Consider the following 17,022-nt stretch of genomic DNA (forward strand, 5'->3'; position numbering starts at 1 on the left):
GAGACCCGTTCAAGAGAGAACGGGTCTTTTTTGGTCACCAATTGTTTGCTTTTGTCTACCGACAACACTCTTTACTAATGCTACGATTATTATCAGGATTCAACATTGTTTCATATTATTCAATATCATTTAATCCATGCGGAATGAAGGTGTTGAATTATGAATGAGAATAGGGTCGACATCTTGACGAGCGGGCGTTTTGACCTGCGGATCAGGAACGGCTCCGTCGCGAGCCTCAAATATGCACGGGACCCGCATGATAACGAGTTCATTAACCCAAACAGCGCATTCGGTGAAGTCTATGTAACTTACCGGATACCGGGCCATGACTGGGTCCGGACAAACACGCGCATCCTGTGCGGAAAGAACCCTCTAAAGCCTTCAGCGCCGGATAACGGCGCTGCGTACTACGCGAGCTGCATGCCTAATGAAAACGCCCCCTCCGATATTTTGATCCATCGCTCCTACCAGCTCGAACAAGATCTGTTCCACTACACCGTCCAAATTGAAAACAACTGCAGCGAACCTGTGGAAATCGGCGACCTTGCAATACCTTTCCCCATGAACAGTTCATTCGGTTGGGGGAAGAAGCCGTCCGAAAGCGTACTTAGGCACAGCTTCATCTCAGGGCATGGCTCCTTCATGTTCTGGATGCGCAGCAACAGCTGCGGGCCGTATCTCACGATGACACCGGCGGCTAACACTAAATTTGAATATTTCGATATGCACGCAGACGAAGAGGATCAAGGCAATGGAAAAGAGCATCAATACCGTGCATACATCCACTCGGCAGCGCAAGGTGGAATTGCCGGGCGGAAGGGCTGCAGCTGGCGCAAGACCCATACGAGCGTAAGGTTATCGCCAAAGGGGGAGCGAGGAGATTCCGCATCGTATTCCCTTCGCTTTCAGTGGGCATCCGATTATGACGATGTACGGAGGATCATCGTGGAGGAAGGTCTGATTGACGTGCAGGTCGTACCCGGGATGACCGTGCCGGATGATTTATTCGCCATGTTTTATCTAAGGACCAGGCAATCCATACATTCCGTAATCCCCGAATTTCCGGGTGATACCGAGCTGTCGTATATCGGGCCCAAAGCTGACGATACGCACGTTTACAAGGTGAAGTTCTCCAAACTCGGGGAAAATCTCCTCACAGTGAATTATGGAGACGGGAAATCGATGATACTGGAGTTTTTCGTTACGGAGCCCGTTGAGACGATGATCAAAAAAAGGGCCGCCTTCATCGCCAGGTGCCAGCACAAGGATCCGGCCAAATGGTATAACGGATTATTTGCCGAATGGAACATGGAGAGCCAGGTGCTGCTTGGTCCGGACAATTACGACCGGATTAAGGGCTGGAGGATTTACGAGGTGAGCTGCGATGACCCGGGACTTTGCAAGCCGGCATATCTGGCAGCCAAAAATGCCGAATACCCCGACGGGAAGGAAGTTGAGGCGCTGGACTACTACATCGCGAACTTCGTATGGGGCGGCCTCCAACGAACCGATGAGGAAGAGTACCCTTACGGCATATACGGCATTCCCGATTGGAAGACGCTTCGCGGCAGCGAAGACGACGGTCCCGCAGGGAAGCTGCATATATGGCGAATTTACGATTATCCCCACATCATTCTCCTGTATTGGAGCATGTACAGGATCGGTAGAAATTACCCCGACACCGACATGCTGTTGCACAAAGAAGCATATCTCGAACGCGCATACAGAACGGCGGTCGCCATGTTTACAATTCCGGCGGAAACCGGCGATTGGCCGGCTTACAAGACCGGGCTGTATAACGAATTGGTTATCGAAGACATAGTGAGCGAGCTGTATGCGATCGGCTGGAAAGAGAAGGCCTTGCGGCTTGAACGTCTTTGGAGCAAGAAAGTACGCTTCTTCGTAGATGAAAATCCGGATATGTTCGGATCGGAGTACCCCTTCGATTCAACCGGATTCGAAAGCACCCACGCTTTTGCGAAATACGCGCTGAAGCATTCGGTCAAGTCCATGGACGAATCACCGGAGCGGAATGCCAAACAAACTCTTACATACAGCAGCGCGGTGAAGTTCATGGAGGCGCAGGTGGAAGCGAACATTTTCTGCCGCGGCTGGATTGAACCGGCCTATTACTTGTACGGCAGCGATTACCGGGCGACAGGGGACGCGGCGTACACGTTAAGCTACATGTCTCAGATGGGCGGATGGGCGGTGCTCGATTACGCGCTGAATTACAGCGGCAACCCTTACGTGCATCTGCGACTCGGCTATGCATCGATATTGAGCTCGTGGGCGCTGATGAACAGCGGAAGGCCGGAGAGCAATTACGGTTACTGGTACCCGGGTGAAGAAAACGACGGCGGCGCGGGCGGCGGGTTCGAGCCTTCACCCTTCGGTTATACATGGCTGGATCAAGAGCATCACCGCGGTTCTTGGTACTATTCCTGTGAAATTGACCTCGGTTACTGCGGGGCTTTGCGAGGGGCTTCAACAATACTTGCCGATGATCCGATATTTGGACGTTTCTGTTACGGCGGCGATTTCGCGGAGACGGACAACGGCCTTATGGTCACGATGAAGGATGGGGTGAGAAGAAGGTTCCATTCTTTGCTGGATGGTTGTAAGTTGCATATCGGGATCGATACAGGCCACATCTCCGCGAGGAGCCCGATTGTTCTGAAGGAAGATCTAACGGAGGTGCATTTTGTGCTTGAAAGCGGCACTGCAGCCGGGCATACCATAGTGCTGAGCGTATCCGGCCTTCCCGCAGCAGCAGCGTATGGCATTTATGTGGAAAACGAGCGGGTGGCTTTAATCGAAAAGAGTGAAACGTTTGCGGTTCCTGTCCCCGTTGTGTCGAGTAGAGCGACGATTATCGTCAAGCGGGAACAAGGTGAGGTGGCGGATCTGACGTCCGGTAGGTAGACCGTCGGGTAGTTTAAGAGATTCGGTGGAAGAAGCAGCGGAGAGGCTGAATTCGTTCTGGAGAAGCGTAGCGGTTGAATTCCGTAAAGTTACTCAGATCTTAAGGGAGGCTCGTAAACTATGAAAAAACGATTGAGTTTCATACTTGCGCTTGCGGTTGTGTTCACCGCTGCCGGCTGCTCGAATTCGGGCGAAGGAACCGGGAATAAGGAACAGAATAAGACTGTAAAAACAAACGAACAGTCGGATGCGGAGACGACGGGTGTCAACGAGTACGGCTGGGATGTTCCGAAGGAACCGCTGCAGATTACCTTCTACGCCGGTTATGGCGATCAGGCGGAGGCGGACAAGATTTCCGCGCCAATGGCCAAGTTCTATAAGGAGAAGTTCAATGTTGAGATCAAGAAGACGGTGTACAGCGTCGACATGAACGAGAAGCTCAATCTTATGCTTGCTAGCGGCGATTATCCCGAGGTGATCGCCAACATGGACGATGAGATGGCAGAGAAGTTCATCGCTCAGGGAAGGGCAGTCGATCTTACCGAGCTAATCGATAAATACGCCCCCAACATCAAAGAAAAATTAGGTAAGTACATGAATCTGCTGAAGACCGATGACGGCAAAATCTATAAGCTGCCTATCGGTTGGGGCGAGAATCCAAACGTAGCCGGCTGGGACTTTGCAATCCGGTATGACTGGTGGAAGGAAGCCGGCTCTCCTGTATATAAGACGCCTGAAGAGTATTATCAGGTGCTCAGGCAGGTTATGAACAAGCACTCTGTCAACACGAACGGCGAGAAGGTGTATGCCTTGTCCGATAATACGCAGGGCGCCGGTTTATATGGAGCGATGCTGTCGGCATACGGATTCAAGAACGGATACAAGGTGGATGAAGCCTCCGGCACATTCACGCATTGGATGAATACGCCCGAAGGTCTCGAAATCGCCCGCTACATCAACCGGTTTTACCGCGAGGGAATGATCGATCCGGATTTTCTGAACAACAAATTCGAAGACTGGCAGACAAAAGTAATGAATGAACGGGTTATCGGCAACATAGGCACGTGGTGGCATGTATGGGTGGCCGGACAAGAAGCATGGTCGCAGCAGGAGAAGGGAAACTACAACATCGATAAACGGTTTATGGACGTCACGGTCAAAGCTCCGGGTGTTGATCAGGCGACTGACGTCGCATCGGATTTTCTCGGCAATTACAGAGTTATCATTACCGATAAAGCGAAGGATCCCGAAAGCATCGTCAAATGGTTTAACTGGGAAGTCAGCGGGATCGGGACCATGATTACCGGGTACGGCAAACCGGATCCGGAGAATGTATGGGATATTAAAGACGGCAAGTGGATATTCAAGGACAGCGCGCTGGACTATAACAAGAAAAATGAAAACTTTCATGCGGTCAGGGAGAAGTTCGGGGCTCAGTCCTACTGGATGGCTGCACCCGGCGGATGGTTCAAAGACGACCATCTTGACCCAAGGGTGACAAGGGTCAGCGTATACGACATGTGGCCGGTTACTCCGGAAGGCAAGTTCCTGGATCAAGGTGTTAATACGAGCTGGGCGAATGTCGACGGCAAGAGCTGGGACTCCACGCTGTTCCGTGTAACCTTCAAGGCCGAGGATCCCGTAACGACCACGAACCAGACGATTAAAGATACGCTGACCTCGGAATGGGCCAAGATCATCACCAGCAAAACGGAATCCGACCTGGAAAAGAACTTTAATGCTTCCCGCGAAAAACTGGACCAGCTCGGACTTCGCGAGCTTGAGAAGTTCTATGCCGAATCCTACAAAAAGAATGTAGAGAAGCTGGGTAAATGATGAGGCTTCAAAGGATATGGAAACGCGTCTGGTATCGGGAGAGGGAATTATGGTCAATCAATCTGTTTGCGATTGCTTGGGTAGTTGTCTTTGCCTATATTCCGATGTATGGAATCATCTACAGCTTCTTTAATTATTTTCCCGGGAAGAAGCTGAGCGATTCCGAGTTCGTCGGGCTGAAATATTATATCGAGTTCTTCTCGCTGCCGGATGTCTGGCTTATTTTGCGAAACACGCTTGTCATCAGCGGTCTGAATTTAACACTCGGATTTGTTGCGCCTATCATACTTGCGCTCTTGATCAATGAGATCAGAATGGTGAATTTCAAGCGGGTCATTCAAACCGTTTCCTATCTCCCCCATTTCGTATCCTGGATCGTGGTGGCGAGCATAATCTTCACAATGCTCGGAAACGAGGGGATCGTTAACGAAGTGCTGATGAAACTCGGCTGGATTCAGGAGCCCCTTCACATTATCGGAGAAGGGAAATACTTCTGGGGGCTGCTCACGTTCTCGAATATATGGAAGGGGATAGGCTGGTCGTCGATCATCTATATCGCCGCGATTGCCGGGATCGATCAGGAGCTCTATCAGGCCGGAGCCGTTGATGGCCTTGGAAGATTCGGCATGGCTTGGCATATTACGCTTCCCGGGGTCAGGCCGACAGTGCTTCTGCTGTTCATACTCGGCGTAGGCAGCTTGCTTAACGCAGGCTTCGAACAGCAATTGCTCCTCGGCTCGCCCACAACAAGGGAATATCACGAGGTCATCGATACCTATGTATACAGGTACGGCATACAGCTAGGCCGCTACTCGTTTGCGACGGCGGTCGGATTCATGAGCTCCATACTGGGATTGGCGCTGGTGCTGCTGACGAATAAGCTTTCGAAGAAACTGACCGATATGTCAATCATCTGACCCCGGAAGGGAGTAAATGCCTATGAGAGCGGCCTATTTGAAGGACAGCTTCGGCAGCCGCCTGTTTGACTGGATCAATGCAATTCTCATGTTCATTATGGCGTTTGTCATGTTATATCCCTTCTGGAATCAGCTTATTGTTTCCCTCAACGAAGGCATGGATACGGCCAGGGGAGGACTGTACTTCTGGCCGAGGGCATTTACGCTCGATAACTACCGTTATATGTTCGAGAACGGCAATTTGACCAGAGGAGCTGTAATATCCGTATTAAGAGTGACGGTAGGGACGGCTACAACACTGTTTTGTTCCGGGCTATTAGCCTATGTAACGACGGTTAAGTGGTTCTCCGGCAGAAGATTCACCAGGGTCATGTTTCTGATTACCCTCTATTTCAGCGGGGGGCTGGTACCGACTTATTTGCTGTACAACAAGCTGAATCTGATGGATACATTTACAGTCTACTGGCTTCCGGGGTTATTCAGCGCGTATTATATGCTCCTTATCTCCTCCTACATGTACAACCTGCCGGATGCGCTGGCCGAGTCGGCCAGGATCGACGGCTGCGGCGAGCTCAAGATCTATATGAAGATCATTGCTCCGCTCTGCGTCCCTGTATTCGCGGCCGTAGCGGTATTCAGCGCCGTCGGTCACTGGAATTCCTGGTTCGATGTCATTCTTTACAATTCATCAGGCAAATGGGATACGCTGCAGGTGTATTTAAGGAAAATATTGCTTGATGTCGAGCAAGTGGGCAAATTGACGAATGAGCAGAAGCAGATGGAGGAGATGAGGAAGCTCACGCCACTTTCGATCCGGGCGGCTACGACCATGATCGTAACCTTGCCGATCATTATCTCATATCCGTTTTTCCAGAAATATTTCATAAGCGGGATCACGATCGGAGCTGTGAAGGAATAAGCGTTTAATCGTTATTCATGTGCTTCAGATAATACGCCCTTCGGAACTCGGTAGGCGTCATTCGCTCATATTTCTTGAATAACCTAAGCAGGTATTTCTCGTCGTTCATCCCGACATGGTAGGTGATCTCTTTAATGCTGAGATTAGTGCGGGAGAGAAAGTCCTTCATTTTCGACAATTTTTGCTGATGAATAAATTCCTGCATTGTTTTCCCCATTTTCTGCTTGAAGAAGCGGGACAAATAATCTTTGTTGTAGCCGAATTTGTGGGCGACCGAGGATACGGTTAACGGGCCGGAGGTGTGAATGCGAATCCATTCGAGGATGTCGACGAGCCTCCGGTCCAAGTCTGTCTGGGCGGTGGAGTGGAATTTGGACAGTGCCTGCTCTGACAGCTCGATTAATAACGAAGTAAGCAGATAGTGGACGCCGCTTGCAATAAAGCTGTTCGATTTGGCCAGATGCTGCATTTGATGGAACAAAATATTGACCCGCTCCAGACTTTTGGGATGGTGATACAAAGGGAGGTAAACGGATTCGGTTTTGGCAGGTTCCGCCGAACTCCCGGTTAGCCGCCCGATTTCATCCGCAAGCTCGCTCTCGGGCAGAAGCTCATAGTGGCCCGTACACTTGAAATGAAGCCAATAAAAGGATACTCCCGGCTCGCACTCCCGGTAGCCGGCGTGAACCCGCCCCGGGAGGAGGAGCAGGACTTCACCTGGAGCGACCTGGTATTCAGTATCGTCCTGCTTGATGTAGAGTGTTTTGTTTACACCGATAATGACTTCAAAGCTGTTGATGATTCGACTTGCATGGCTCCACGCCTCTTCGGAAGCGAATTGTCCGCTGGAAACAAAAACCAGCGGAGTCCTTACGCCCATTTTCAAGAAGGAAAAAGACGGCATCAGCAATCACCCCGAGCTGATTTATTTGAAAATTGGAACAACTCCATTATTCGATGGACGAAGAGACTTCTCCTGCAATTTTACGCTTACAAGCCGTATTCAATAAATAGTTCAACTTTGTTGAACTATATTATAACTAGTTTAAGATGTGAAATACAACCAATTTTCACATGGTGTTCATAATGGCCTGTTACACTGATCATGCAAGGTACGATGCCAGCCTATACAGCGAGGGGGCGCCCGAGCATGAAGCCGTGGGCCAAGTTCGAAGATTTGATTATGCCGCATCTTAATCATTTGAGGACATACTGCTTTTACTTGACCGCATCAAAATGGGAAGCGGAGGATCTGCGTCAGGAAACGCTCCTCCGGGCCTTTAGTCAATACAACAATTCCGGCGAGGTTCACTATCCCCGAGCTCTCCTGCTCAGAATCGCCAGAAATTTGCACATCGACGCGCACCGCCGGCGACGGGGAACAATCGTACCCATTGATGAAGCCATGAATCAGCCTTATAACGACCAGAATTATGCTTCCGTGCGCGGGCTGCTCGAATGGCTCGCGGAGCATTTATCGGAGCGGGAAGTGGACATGCTTATGCTCGCCGAGGTATTCCACTACTCCTACCGGGATATCGCCGATGAGCTCCACTGCACGGTTCCTGCCGTCAAAATGGTGCTTCACCGCTCAAAGCGGTTACTGCGCGAACGGTTGAAGGGCCATGACAATGTTGAAGAGACGGCATTGGTGATACCGAAACGCAATACTTCGTTACGGCGGCCGGGACAAATGGTAACCGTAGAACGATGGACCAAGGCGGTTATGAATTACGAGCGCTATACGTACTGAAACATTAGAACCATCTCCGATTCGCATGTGCGAAAGGAGATGGTTTTTTTGGCATATTAGCGTGGTTTTCAAAATATAAAAAATTATTATGAGATATAACGAGGAAATATGTCGATTGTAAAATAAAAAATATTTATATAACACAGAAGAATAACTATGTAAACCATTGTATCGGGGAGGATTCGACTTTATTTGGGAGGAAAAGGGAGGATTCGTCCGATGAGGCGCGCTCTGGAAAGGAGAGCCATAAATAAGGTTAATTATCAGATAATTCTGGAAATGACCTAATGGAATAAAGGTGATAGCCTTATATAAGTGTTATTAATAAATGTGGAAAGGATGTGGGAACTTTTGAAGATGAAAGGGTGGGCAATCATCGTGCTTGTGGTGCCGATGCTTTTGCTGGCAGGCTGCGGACAAAAGACAAATGATCCGGCTGCGGCAAGCGGCAGTTCAGGCGGAACAGGCGATGAAGCAGCTCAAGATACACTAGCGAAAGCCAAGAAGCAGGGGTTTATTACGGTAGGATTTGCGAATGAGAATCCGTATGCTTACAAAGGTGCGGATGGAAAATTGACAGGCGAGGCGGTTGAGATCGCCCGCGTCATTCTGCAGAGGCTTGGAATCAATGAAATGAGAGGCGAGCTGACGGAGTTTACCTCACTTATCGCCGGACTGCAGGCCAAACGGTTCGACCTGATCACGGCTGGGATGTTTATTAACCCGGACCGCTGTCAGGCAGTGCTGTTCGCCAATCCTGAATACAGCATTGGGGAAGCAATTGCGGTCAAGAAAGGAAATCCGCTTAAGCTAAACAGCTACAAATCCATCGCGGATAACGATAAAGCCAAGGTTGCCGTGATGGCCGGTGCGGTTGAAATCGGCTATTTGAAAGCATCGGGAGTACCGGAAGAACGGATGGTCGTCGTTCCGGATCAGGACGGCGCCGTCAGCGCTCTGCAGTCGGGCCGTGCAGACGTCATGACAATGACAGGACCAGCCCTGCAGTCCCGGCTCGATACGGCTAAAGACGGCAATCTGGAACGCGTGATGGATTTCGAGCAGCCTGTCGTGGATGGCAAGGATGTACGCGGATTCGGCGCTACCGCTTTCCGGCCGGAGGATACCGCTTTCCAGCAGGCCTTCAATGCGGAGCTGCAGAAGATGAAGGAGTCGGGCGAGCTGCTGACGATACTGAAGAAGTTCGGCTTCACCGAGCAGGAGCTGCCCGGGGACGCAACAGCCGAGCAGCTCTGCAAAGGGTAACATGAATCCGGTCTGGTCGGATATGCTCCCACTGCTGCTCGAAGGCACGAAGATAACGGTTGAGGTCACGGTATTGTCTGCGGTTGTGTCACTGGTGATGGCCGTCGTCGCCGGGCTTTGCCGGGTATCGAGCTATGCGCTAGTCCGCGGCATCGCCCGCGTTTATGTCGATTTTTTTCGGGCGTGCTCGCTGCTTGTTCTGTTGTTCTGGATCTACTTTGCTCTCCCTTTTGTCGGTATTGAGCTGCCTAAGATGACGGCTGCGGTGCTGGCGATCGGCTTGAACTACGGGGCGTATGGATCGGAAATCGTCCGAAGCGCCATCCTTGCAGTGCCGTCCGGCCAGCGGGAAGCTGCACTGGCGCTTAATTTAACCCGGACGCAGCGGATGTGGCGCGTCATTATTCCGCAAGCGGTCGTGCGGATGCTGCCTCCCTTCGGCAACCTGCTTATCGAGCAGCTCAAATCAACCTCGCTTGTTTATTTCATTACGCTGACGGATCTCTGTTATCAAGCGACGATACTGCGCAATAATTTTTATCCGTGGACACCGCAAATTTTCGGTCTTCTGCTCGTGATTTATTTTATTTTATCCGCATGCATTACGGTAACGATCCGGCTGCTGGAACGCAAATACGCGGCTTGGAGGTGAACGGAACATGTGGAAATGGGATTATGTATATTCCTTATTGCCCGAGCTGATGAGCGCTTTTCGCGTTACGTTAACCGCCACTTTGTGCGGGTTTCTGGTCGCGTCTCTTCTGGGCCTGGCGCTGGCGGTAGCCTATCGGTCCAGATTTGCCGCAGTCCGGATGACGGTCCGCAGCTTCGTAGAATTCGTGCGCAGCACGCCGCTGCTCGTACAGGTGTTTTTTCTCTATTACAGTCTGCCGATGCTTACCCCGTTCTCGCTTTCGGCTTTTACGACGGGAGTAATCGGCCTCGGTCTGCATTACAGCACTTATATGTCCGAGGTATACCGGTCGGGGATTGACGCGGTGCCCCGTGGTCAATGGGAAGCAGCCTCGGCGCTCAATTTAACGAAGGCCAAGACTTGGCTAAAGGTTATACTGCCGCAGGCCATTCCGCCGGTAATTCCGGTCATGGGTAATTATCTGATCGTCATATTCAAGGAAACGCCGATTTTATCCGCCATTACGCTTGTGGAGCTGCTGCTTACCGCGAAGAATGCGGCTTCCGTCTCGTACCGCGTATTCGAGCCTTATACCATTGTCGGCGTGCTGTTCCTGCTCGTCAGCTTGGTTTTATCGGCGCTGGTAAGAGCCGTGGAAACGAGACTGAACGGCAGATTTGTCCAAAGATAGTGAAGGAGGAATAACGAAAGTGGATGCACAACTGGAACATGTGGCTGCGGCAGCCGCGCAGACCCTGCCGAATCCCGTGCCCGATAAGGTGATCCAGCCGATTGTGAAGTATAACAGTATTACGAAATCCTTCGGGGAGCTGGAAGTGATCAAAGGGATCGATCTTGACATTTACCCGGGGGAGAAAATCGCCATGATCGGTCCCAGCGGTTCCGGCAAGACTACGCTGGGGCGATTATTAATGACACTGGAAGAGCCGACCAGCGGTACGATCGAGCTTGGCGGCGAGCTTCTGTGGCATATGGAAGTTGGTGGGACGCTTGTACGGGCAAGCGAAAAGCACCTGCACCGGATGCGCGGCAAGGTCGGTATGATATTTCAGCATTTCAACCTGTTCCCCCACTTGAGTGTGCTTCGCAATGTAACGATGGCGCCCCGCAGCGTTCTGGGCTTGACGAAGGAAGAGGCGCACGAGCGCGCCGTTACGATGCTTCGCAAGGTCGGACTCGAAGAGAAGCTGGATGTCTATCCTTCTCAGCTGTCCGGCGGACAGAAGCAGCGCGTTGCAATAGCCAGGGCGCTTGTCATGCAGCCTAAAGTGATGATTTTCGATGAAGTGACCTCAGCACTCGATCCGGAGCTTGTCGGCGAGGTGCTTGAGGTTATTAAAGAGATCGCGGATGAAGGCGATATGGCCATGCTGCTTATTACACACGAAATGGAGTTTGCCAGGGAAGTGGCGGATCGCGTCATCTTCGGCGCAGAGGGCCGCATTGTCGAAGAGGGAACCCCTGAACAAATATTCGAAAATCCGCAGAGCGAGCGTCTTCAGTCTTTTCTTGGACGATTCTCGTTAGCACGGGCCTGATTGACAGGCAAAGGGGTGAGGAACGATAGAAGCTGTCGATACGCTGGCGCTGGTTAAACCGTCCCCCTCCGATGGAGAAAGGGTATGGCGTCTTATCAAGGAAACCGGTTCACTCGATTTGAACTCGGTCTACAGCTACATCATGCTTTGCGATATCTTTCGCGATACATGCGTGATTGCCGCGCAGGCAGGTGAAGCTGTCGGGTTCATCTCTGCATATCGCAGGCCGGACCGGCCGCAAACGCTGTTTGTTTGGCAGGTTGCGGTCGCGGGCTCTATGCAGGGGCAGGGCTTGGGGAAGAGAATGCTGAGGGAGCTGCTTGCGCGCCGGGAAAATGCGGATATCCGCTTCGTCGAAGCGACGATTGGTCCGGACAATACGGCATCGCGGCGTTTGTTTCTCGGGCTTGCCGAAGAAAAGGGCTGTGAATCGTCGCTTACCGAATGCTACCCGGCGCGGTTCTTTCCCGAAGCATCCGCCCATGAGCCGGAGCTGCTGCTGAGCATCGGACCTATTATGAACAACAAATAAGAAGGAGTGATTCGGTGAATTTTCCCAAGGAAGCCGGTACATTGCATGTTTTTGACACGCTGGAATCCGAAGTGCGGAGCTACTGCCGCAGCTTTCAGGCTGTGTTCGACAAAGCAAGAAATGCCAAGGTGTGGGATGTGAAGGGCAATGAATATATCGACTTCTTTGCAGGCGCAGGAGCGCTTAATTATGGACACAACAATCCGGCAATCCGTCACAAGCTGATCGGTTACATGCTTGACGATGGTGTGACGCACAGCCTGGACATGGCGACGAAAGCGAAGGAAGCGTTTCTTACACGGTTTAATAAGTCGATTCTAAAACCGCGCGGACTTGATTACAAAATCATGTTCCCCGGTCCAACCGGAACCAATTCCGTAGAAAGCGCGTTGAAAATCGCCCGCAAAGCGACTGGCCGAACCAATATAATTTGCTTCACGAATGCGTTTCACGGTATGTCCCTCGGCTCGCTGGCGGCGACGGGTAACACGTTTAAACGAAAAGGAGCGGGCGTGGATCTTCCGAACACGACCTTTATGCCTTATGACGGATACCTCGGCGAACGGATCGATACGGCGGAGATATTGGCGAAGCTTCTGGGCGACCCGGGCAGTGGAGTCGATCTGCCGGCAGCGGTCATTCTGGAGACGGTTCAAGGAGAGGGCGGTCTGAATGTAGCCGGATTCGCCTGGCTGCGGCGGATTGAAGCGCTGTGCCGGAAGCATGATATTCTGCTCATCGTCGATGATGTGCAGATGGGCTGCGGCCGCACCGGCTCCTTCTTCAGCTTCGAAGGCTCCGGCATTGAGCCGGATATTGTCTGTCTGTCGAAGTCGATCGGCGGTTACGGCTTGCCGCTAGCGCTCACCCTGATCAAACCGGAATACGACCTGTGGTCGCCGGGCGAACATAACGGCACCTTCCGCGGCAATAATCTCGGCTTTGTGGCGGCGTCCGAAGCGCTCTCCTATTGGGAGAAGGACACGTTCAAAATTGAACTCGCCGGAAAAATACGCAGGATTCACAATGCATTGGAGCAGCTTCTGGCCGATCATCCCCAGGTGGATGCGCACATCAAAGGCAGGGGCATGATCCAGGGCATATCCTTCGCAAAGCCCGAGCTTGCCGCCCGTTTAAGCGCTGCCGCCTTCAAAAACGGCGTCATTATGGAAACATCAGGGCCGTACGACGAAGTGGCGAAGCTGATGCCGCCTCTCACTATCGAGCCTTCCGTTCTTGAGGAGGGACTCGCAATCATCCGCAAAAGCTTCGTGGAGGTCGTTCAAGCCGAACCCGTCGAGGCAATCGTATAGCGTATGCTTCCGAAGTGAGGTTCAACTCGCAGAGGTGAAACCCCGGAAGCATCGTTAAAAACTCAGCGTAAGCTTTCGAAGTGAGTTTTTAACTCGCCGAGGTGAAACCCCCGGAAGCATCGTTAAAAACTCAGCGTATGCTTTCGAAGTGAGTTTTTAACTCGCAGAGGTGAACCCCCCGGAAGCATCGTTAAAAACTCAGCGTATGCTTTCGAAGTGAGTTTTTAACTCGCCGAGGTGAAACCCCGGAAGCATCGTTAAAAACTCGGCGTATGCTTTCGAAGTGAGTTTTTAACTCGCAGAGGTGAAACCCCCGGAAGCATCGTTAAAAACTCAGCGTATGCTTTCGAAGTGAGTTTTTAACTCGCAGAGGTGAAACCCCCGGAAGCATCGTTAAAAACTCTTAAGGAGCGCATTCATATGAAAGTAAAGCAACTGGACGAAATCATTGGTACTAAAGATGATGTCGATACGGACACTTGGAATGCCCGCCGGCTCCTTCTCCGTAAGGACGGTATGGGGTTCTCCATGCACGATACTCTTATTAAAGCCGGTACAGAGACTATGATTTGGTACCGTAACCATGTTGAAGCGGTCTACTGTATCGAGGGGGAAGGCGAGATCGAGCTCGCCACCGGCGAAGTATATCCAATTCGGCCGGGAATGCTGTATGCGCTGGATGGACACGAGAAGCATTACCTTCGTGCAAATACCCGGCTCAGGATGGTTTGTGTGTTCAACCCTCCTCTGACCGGGCGCGAGGTTCATGATCAAGACGGCGTTTATCCATTGGTGGAAGACAACGAATTGGAAGCGAGGTGCTGATTAAGATGTATCCGTATATGAGACCAGAGCAGTTCCAGGTAAAGCAGCCGCCAGACAAGTATCCCTCACGAATTGCCGACAAGCCGGCCGTGATTGATCGGGAAGACCCGGTCGTCTATGCCAAATCGCACAAAGACGGTCCGCTGCCGGAGGAGCAGTCCGCATTTTATGAGAAAAACGGCTATCTGTTCCTGGATAAATTCTTCTCGCAGGATGAAATTGCACAGTGGCGTCTGGAGCTCAGGAAGCTGCAAAAGCTTTATGGTCAGCGCGATGCCGAGTATGTCATAAGAGAGCCTGGAGGCACCGATGTGCGGTCAATCTTCGCCGTACACGAGAATAATGAACTGTTCAAGCAGCTTGCGGCAAATGCGCGGCTGACCTCAATTGTGAACCACCTGCTTGGTTCGGAGACTTATATTCACCAATCCCGCATCAATTTCAAGCCGGGCTTTACGGGCAAAGAGTTTTACTGGCATTCGGACTTTGAGACGTGGCATGTGGAGGACGGGATGCCGTCAATGCGCGCGCTCAGCTGCTCGATAGCGCTGGAGGACAATTTTCATTTCAACGGTCCGCTTATGGTTGTGCCCGGCTCACATAAGAAATTCGTCTCCTGTGTCGGCCGCACGCCGGATGATCATTTCAAGCAATCGCTTCGCCGCCAGGAATATGGCGTTCCCGACCCGGACAGCTTGACAGCGCTGGTGGAGGAAGGCGGAATCGAAACGATCGTCGGGGGAGCCGGGTCCATCGTGCTGTTCGACTGCAACATTATGCACGGATCGAACAGTAATATTACGCCGCTTCCACGCAGCAATGTGTTTCTTGTCTACAACAGCGTGGAGAACACACTGGCGGAGCCCTATTCGGGGCAAACGCCAAGACCGGACTATATAGCCGCGCGCTCCTATCGATAGATGAGCCCGCTCCTGCTCATCCTCTCCATCATGGCGATCAACATCGCCTATGTCTCGATATTCACGCTGCGCCTTATCCTCGTGATTAAAGGAAGGAGGGGCGCGGCATCCTTCCTTGCCATGGCTGAAGTATTTATTTACTTGGCGGGGTTAAATCTTGTGCTTAATAACCTGTCCAATCCAATCCACATGGCGGCTTATTGCGTGGGGTTCGGACTCGGCGTTTACCTCGGCAGCAGGATCGAGGAATATTTGGCGCTTGGCTACTCGGTCGTTCAAGTAATTACCGAATCCGATAAGTCCACCCTGCCGGACAAGCTGCGCGGCTTCGGCTACGGGGTGACGACTTGGACGGCGGACGGCAGAGACGGCAGGCGTCTGGTCATGCAGGTGCTCGTTAAACGGAGCAACGAAAGACGGCTTATGAGCAGCATTATGATGATTGCCCCCAAAGCATTCGTCATCTCCCATGAACCGAGACAGTTCAAAGGCGGCTTCTGGGCCAAAATGATCGAGCGATAAAAGTTTGAGATGGCAGAACTCAGCAATTGTGTACTTATAGCATCCAAAACTGTACACTGTGAGCGTAAAACCTTTACCTGGTCGTTTAAACAAACCGGGTAAAGGATTTTTGTTTTGCGCCGTCGGAATCCCGTTGTTATTTGCCTAAATATTCGGTGCTGTCTCATTATCGGAAAACTCTTAACTCTGGTAAAATTAATAGAGAAATTTACCAAGCTGAGGAGGCCTTAACCATGAACAAACCTAAAGAAGGCGACTTTAACCCCCAATGGGGCAGATACATCAACGCAGTGCAAGAAGGTGATCTGGTACAGCTGCTTAAGGACCAAGAGCAGGATCTTCTCTCGTTGTACAGCTCCTTCAGCGAAGAGCAAAGCTTCTACCGTTATGATGAGGGAAAATGGAGCCTGAAAGAAGTGCTCGGACACATCATCGACACGGAGCGGATCATGAGTTATCGGCTGCTCTGTGCCGCAAGGGGCGATAAGACGCCGCTGCCGAGACATCAGGATATCTTTGTGAACGGAACCAGCTTCGACCGTCGTCCGCTCGCTGAACTGATCGCCGAGTTTTGCGCCGTCCGGACAGCTTCCATAACGCTGGTGCAGGGATTGAACGGGGAGGAGCTGCGCCGTGCCGGGGTGATCAACAATGCTGCAACCACAGCCGTCGCGCTTGCATACTTCATTATCGGACACGCCCTCCACCATCTGAATGTCGTGCGTGAGAAGTATCTGATGCCGCACTGAACCCTCTTCCGATCAAAACCAAGAAGAAAGCTAAAAAACTGGCCCTGCAGAGCACAGGTGCCAGTTTGTGTCACAACATGCGCTTCTTTCCGAATTTTCCTCGATAGGAACGTGCCCTCTAAGAGAAATGAAAACCCCTTGAAGCTGTCAGTACCCCCAACATAACCAAAACAGCACCCAATGTTTGATGGATGGATACAGGTAAACCGGCAGCAAACGAAACAATCATAGTTACAACAGGGACAAGATTGAAAAATAGAGATGTTTTACTTGCCCTGATTTCTTGCCTTTGTTCCACCACAGATAGCCAACATCTCTCATTCGCTGAGGATGAGGGCTGCCTGATTATCTG

At 51.5% G+C, this 17,022-nt stretch carries 16 protein-coding genes and 1 pseudogene; 15 read left to right on the plus strand and 2 right to left on the minus strand.

Annotated elements, in window-relative coordinates:
* Positions 1–159: 159 nt before the first annotated feature.
* The 4 genes from KZ483_RS06255 to KZ483_RS06270 all read left to right on the plus strand — a co-directional run bounded on the left by KZ483_RS06255 (position 160) and on the right by KZ483_RS06270 (position 6,597).
* The gene (locus KZ483_RS06255; protein ID WP_220351835.1) at positions 160–2,925 is read left to right on the plus strand and encodes a DUF5695 domain-containing protein; all 2,766 of its coding nucleotides are present in this window, start codon (positions 160–162) and stop codon (positions 2,923–2,925) included.
* 120 nt (positions 2,926–3,045) lie between these two features.
* The gene (locus KZ483_RS06260; protein ID WP_220351836.1) at positions 3,046–4,761 is read left to right on the plus strand and encodes a type 2 periplasmic-binding domain-containing protein; all 1,716 of its coding nucleotides are present in this window, start codon (positions 3,046–3,048) and stop codon (positions 4,759–4,761) included.
* Positions 4,758–5,678 carry an ABC transporter permease gene (locus KZ483_RS06265; protein ID WP_220351837.1) on the plus strand — a complete coding sequence of 307 codons (921 nt, stop codon included), beginning with the start codon at positions 4,758–4,760 and terminating at the stop codon, positions 5,676–5,678. Before KZ483_RS06260 ends, KZ483_RS06265 begins: the two co-directional genes overlap by 4 nt.
* A gap of 22 nt (positions 5,679–5,700) precedes the next feature.
* Entirely contained in the window at positions 5,701–6,597 is an 897-nt protein-coding gene (locus tag KZ483_RS06270) for a carbohydrate ABC transporter permease (RefSeq protein WP_258881557.1), read from the plus strand.
* 4 nt (positions 6,598–6,601) lie between these two features.
* Here the strand turns inward: KZ483_RS06270 and KZ483_RS06275 are convergent, their stop codons facing one another.
* The gene (locus tag KZ483_RS06275) at positions 6,602–7,477 is read right to left on the minus strand and encodes a helix-turn-helix transcriptional regulator (protein WP_258881558.1); all 876 of its coding nucleotides are present in this window, start codon (positions 7,475–7,477) and stop codon (positions 6,602–6,604) included.
* Positions 7,478–7,747: 270 nt separating this feature from the next.
* On the opposite strand from KZ483_RS06275, the gene KZ483_RS06280 reads away from it, so the two are divergent.
* From KZ483_RS06280 to KZ483_RS06330, 11 genes are all read left to right on the plus strand, one after another.
* Positions 7,748–8,350: an RNA polymerase sigma factor gene (locus KZ483_RS06280; protein WP_220351840.1), complete on the plus strand. Its 603-nt coding sequence runs from the start codon at positions 7,748–7,750 to the stop codon at positions 8,348–8,350.
* A 357-nt stretch (positions 8,351–8,707) separates the two neighbouring features.
* Positions 8,708–9,616: an ectoine/hydroxyectoine ABC transporter substrate-binding protein EhuB gene (gene ehuB / locus KZ483_RS06285; RefSeq protein ID WP_220353290.1), complete on the plus strand. Its 909-nt coding sequence runs from the start codon at positions 8,708–8,710 to the stop codon at positions 9,614–9,616.
* Between the two features lies 1 nt (position 9,617).
* Positions 9,618–10,268, plus strand: coding sequence for an ectoine/hydroxyectoine ABC transporter permease subunit EhuC (gene ehuC / locus KZ483_RS06290; protein ID WP_220351841.1), 651 nt, complete (start codon positions 9,618–9,620; stop codon positions 10,266–10,268).
* A 7-nt stretch (positions 10,269–10,275) separates the two neighbouring features.
* Entirely contained in the window at positions 10,276–10,941 is a 666-nt protein-coding gene (gene ehuD / locus KZ483_RS06295) for an ectoine/hydroxyectoine ABC transporter permease subunit EhuD (protein ID WP_220351842.1), read from the plus strand.
* A 40-nt stretch (positions 10,942–10,981) separates the two neighbouring features.
* Positions 10,982–11,809, plus strand: a complete 828-nt coding sequence (gene ehuA / locus KZ483_RS06300; RefSeq protein ID WP_309568673.1) for an ectoine/hydroxyectoine ABC transporter ATP-binding protein EhuA — start codon at positions 10,982–10,984, stop codon at positions 11,807–11,809.
* Between the two features lie 49 nt (positions 11,810–11,858).
* Complete coding sequence (gene ectA, locus KZ483_RS06305; RefSeq protein WP_258881705.1) at positions 11,859–12,341, plus strand: diaminobutyrate acetyltransferase; 483 nt, start codon at positions 11,859–11,861, stop codon at positions 12,339–12,341.
* Positions 12,342–12,355: 14 nt separating this feature from the next.
* A complete protein-coding gene (gene ectB, locus KZ483_RS06310; protein ID WP_220351843.1) occupies positions 12,356–13,654 on the plus strand; it encodes a diaminobutyrate--2-oxoglutarate transaminase in 1,299 nt (432 codons plus the stop codon).
* A gap of 420 nt (positions 13,655–14,074) precedes the next feature.
* The gene (locus tag KZ483_RS06315; RefSeq protein ID WP_220351844.1) at positions 14,075–14,479 is read left to right on the plus strand and encodes an ectoine synthase; all 405 of its coding nucleotides are present in this window, start codon (positions 14,075–14,077) and stop codon (positions 14,477–14,479) included.
* A 17-nt stretch (positions 14,480–14,496) separates the two neighbouring features.
* Positions 14,497–15,399: an ectoine hydroxylase gene (thpD, locus tag KZ483_RS06320; protein WP_220351845.1), complete on the plus strand. Its 903-nt coding sequence runs from the start codon at positions 14,497–14,499 to the stop codon at positions 15,397–15,399.
* A complete protein-coding gene (locus KZ483_RS06325; protein WP_220351846.1) occupies positions 15,400–15,921 on the plus strand; it encodes a DUF2179 domain-containing protein in 522 nt (173 codons plus the stop codon).
* Between the two features lie 233 nt (positions 15,922–16,154).
* The gene (locus KZ483_RS06330; RefSeq protein WP_220351847.1) at positions 16,155–16,670 is read left to right on the plus strand and encodes a DinB family protein; all 516 of its coding nucleotides are present in this window, start codon (positions 16,155–16,157) and stop codon (positions 16,668–16,670) included.
* Between the two features lie 118 nt (positions 16,671–16,788).
* On the opposite strand, the pseudogene KZ483_RS06335 reads toward KZ483_RS06330, so the two are convergent.
* Positions 16,789–16,982, minus strand: a pseudogene (locus KZ483_RS06335) (EamA family transporter); the annotation flags it as partial.
* Positions 16,983–17,022: the final 40 nt, after the last annotated feature.

This window comes from Paenibacillus sp. sptzw28, from assembly GCF_019550795.1.
Lineage (GTDB): Bacteria > Bacillota > Bacilli > Paenibacillales > Paenibacillaceae > Paenibacillus_Z.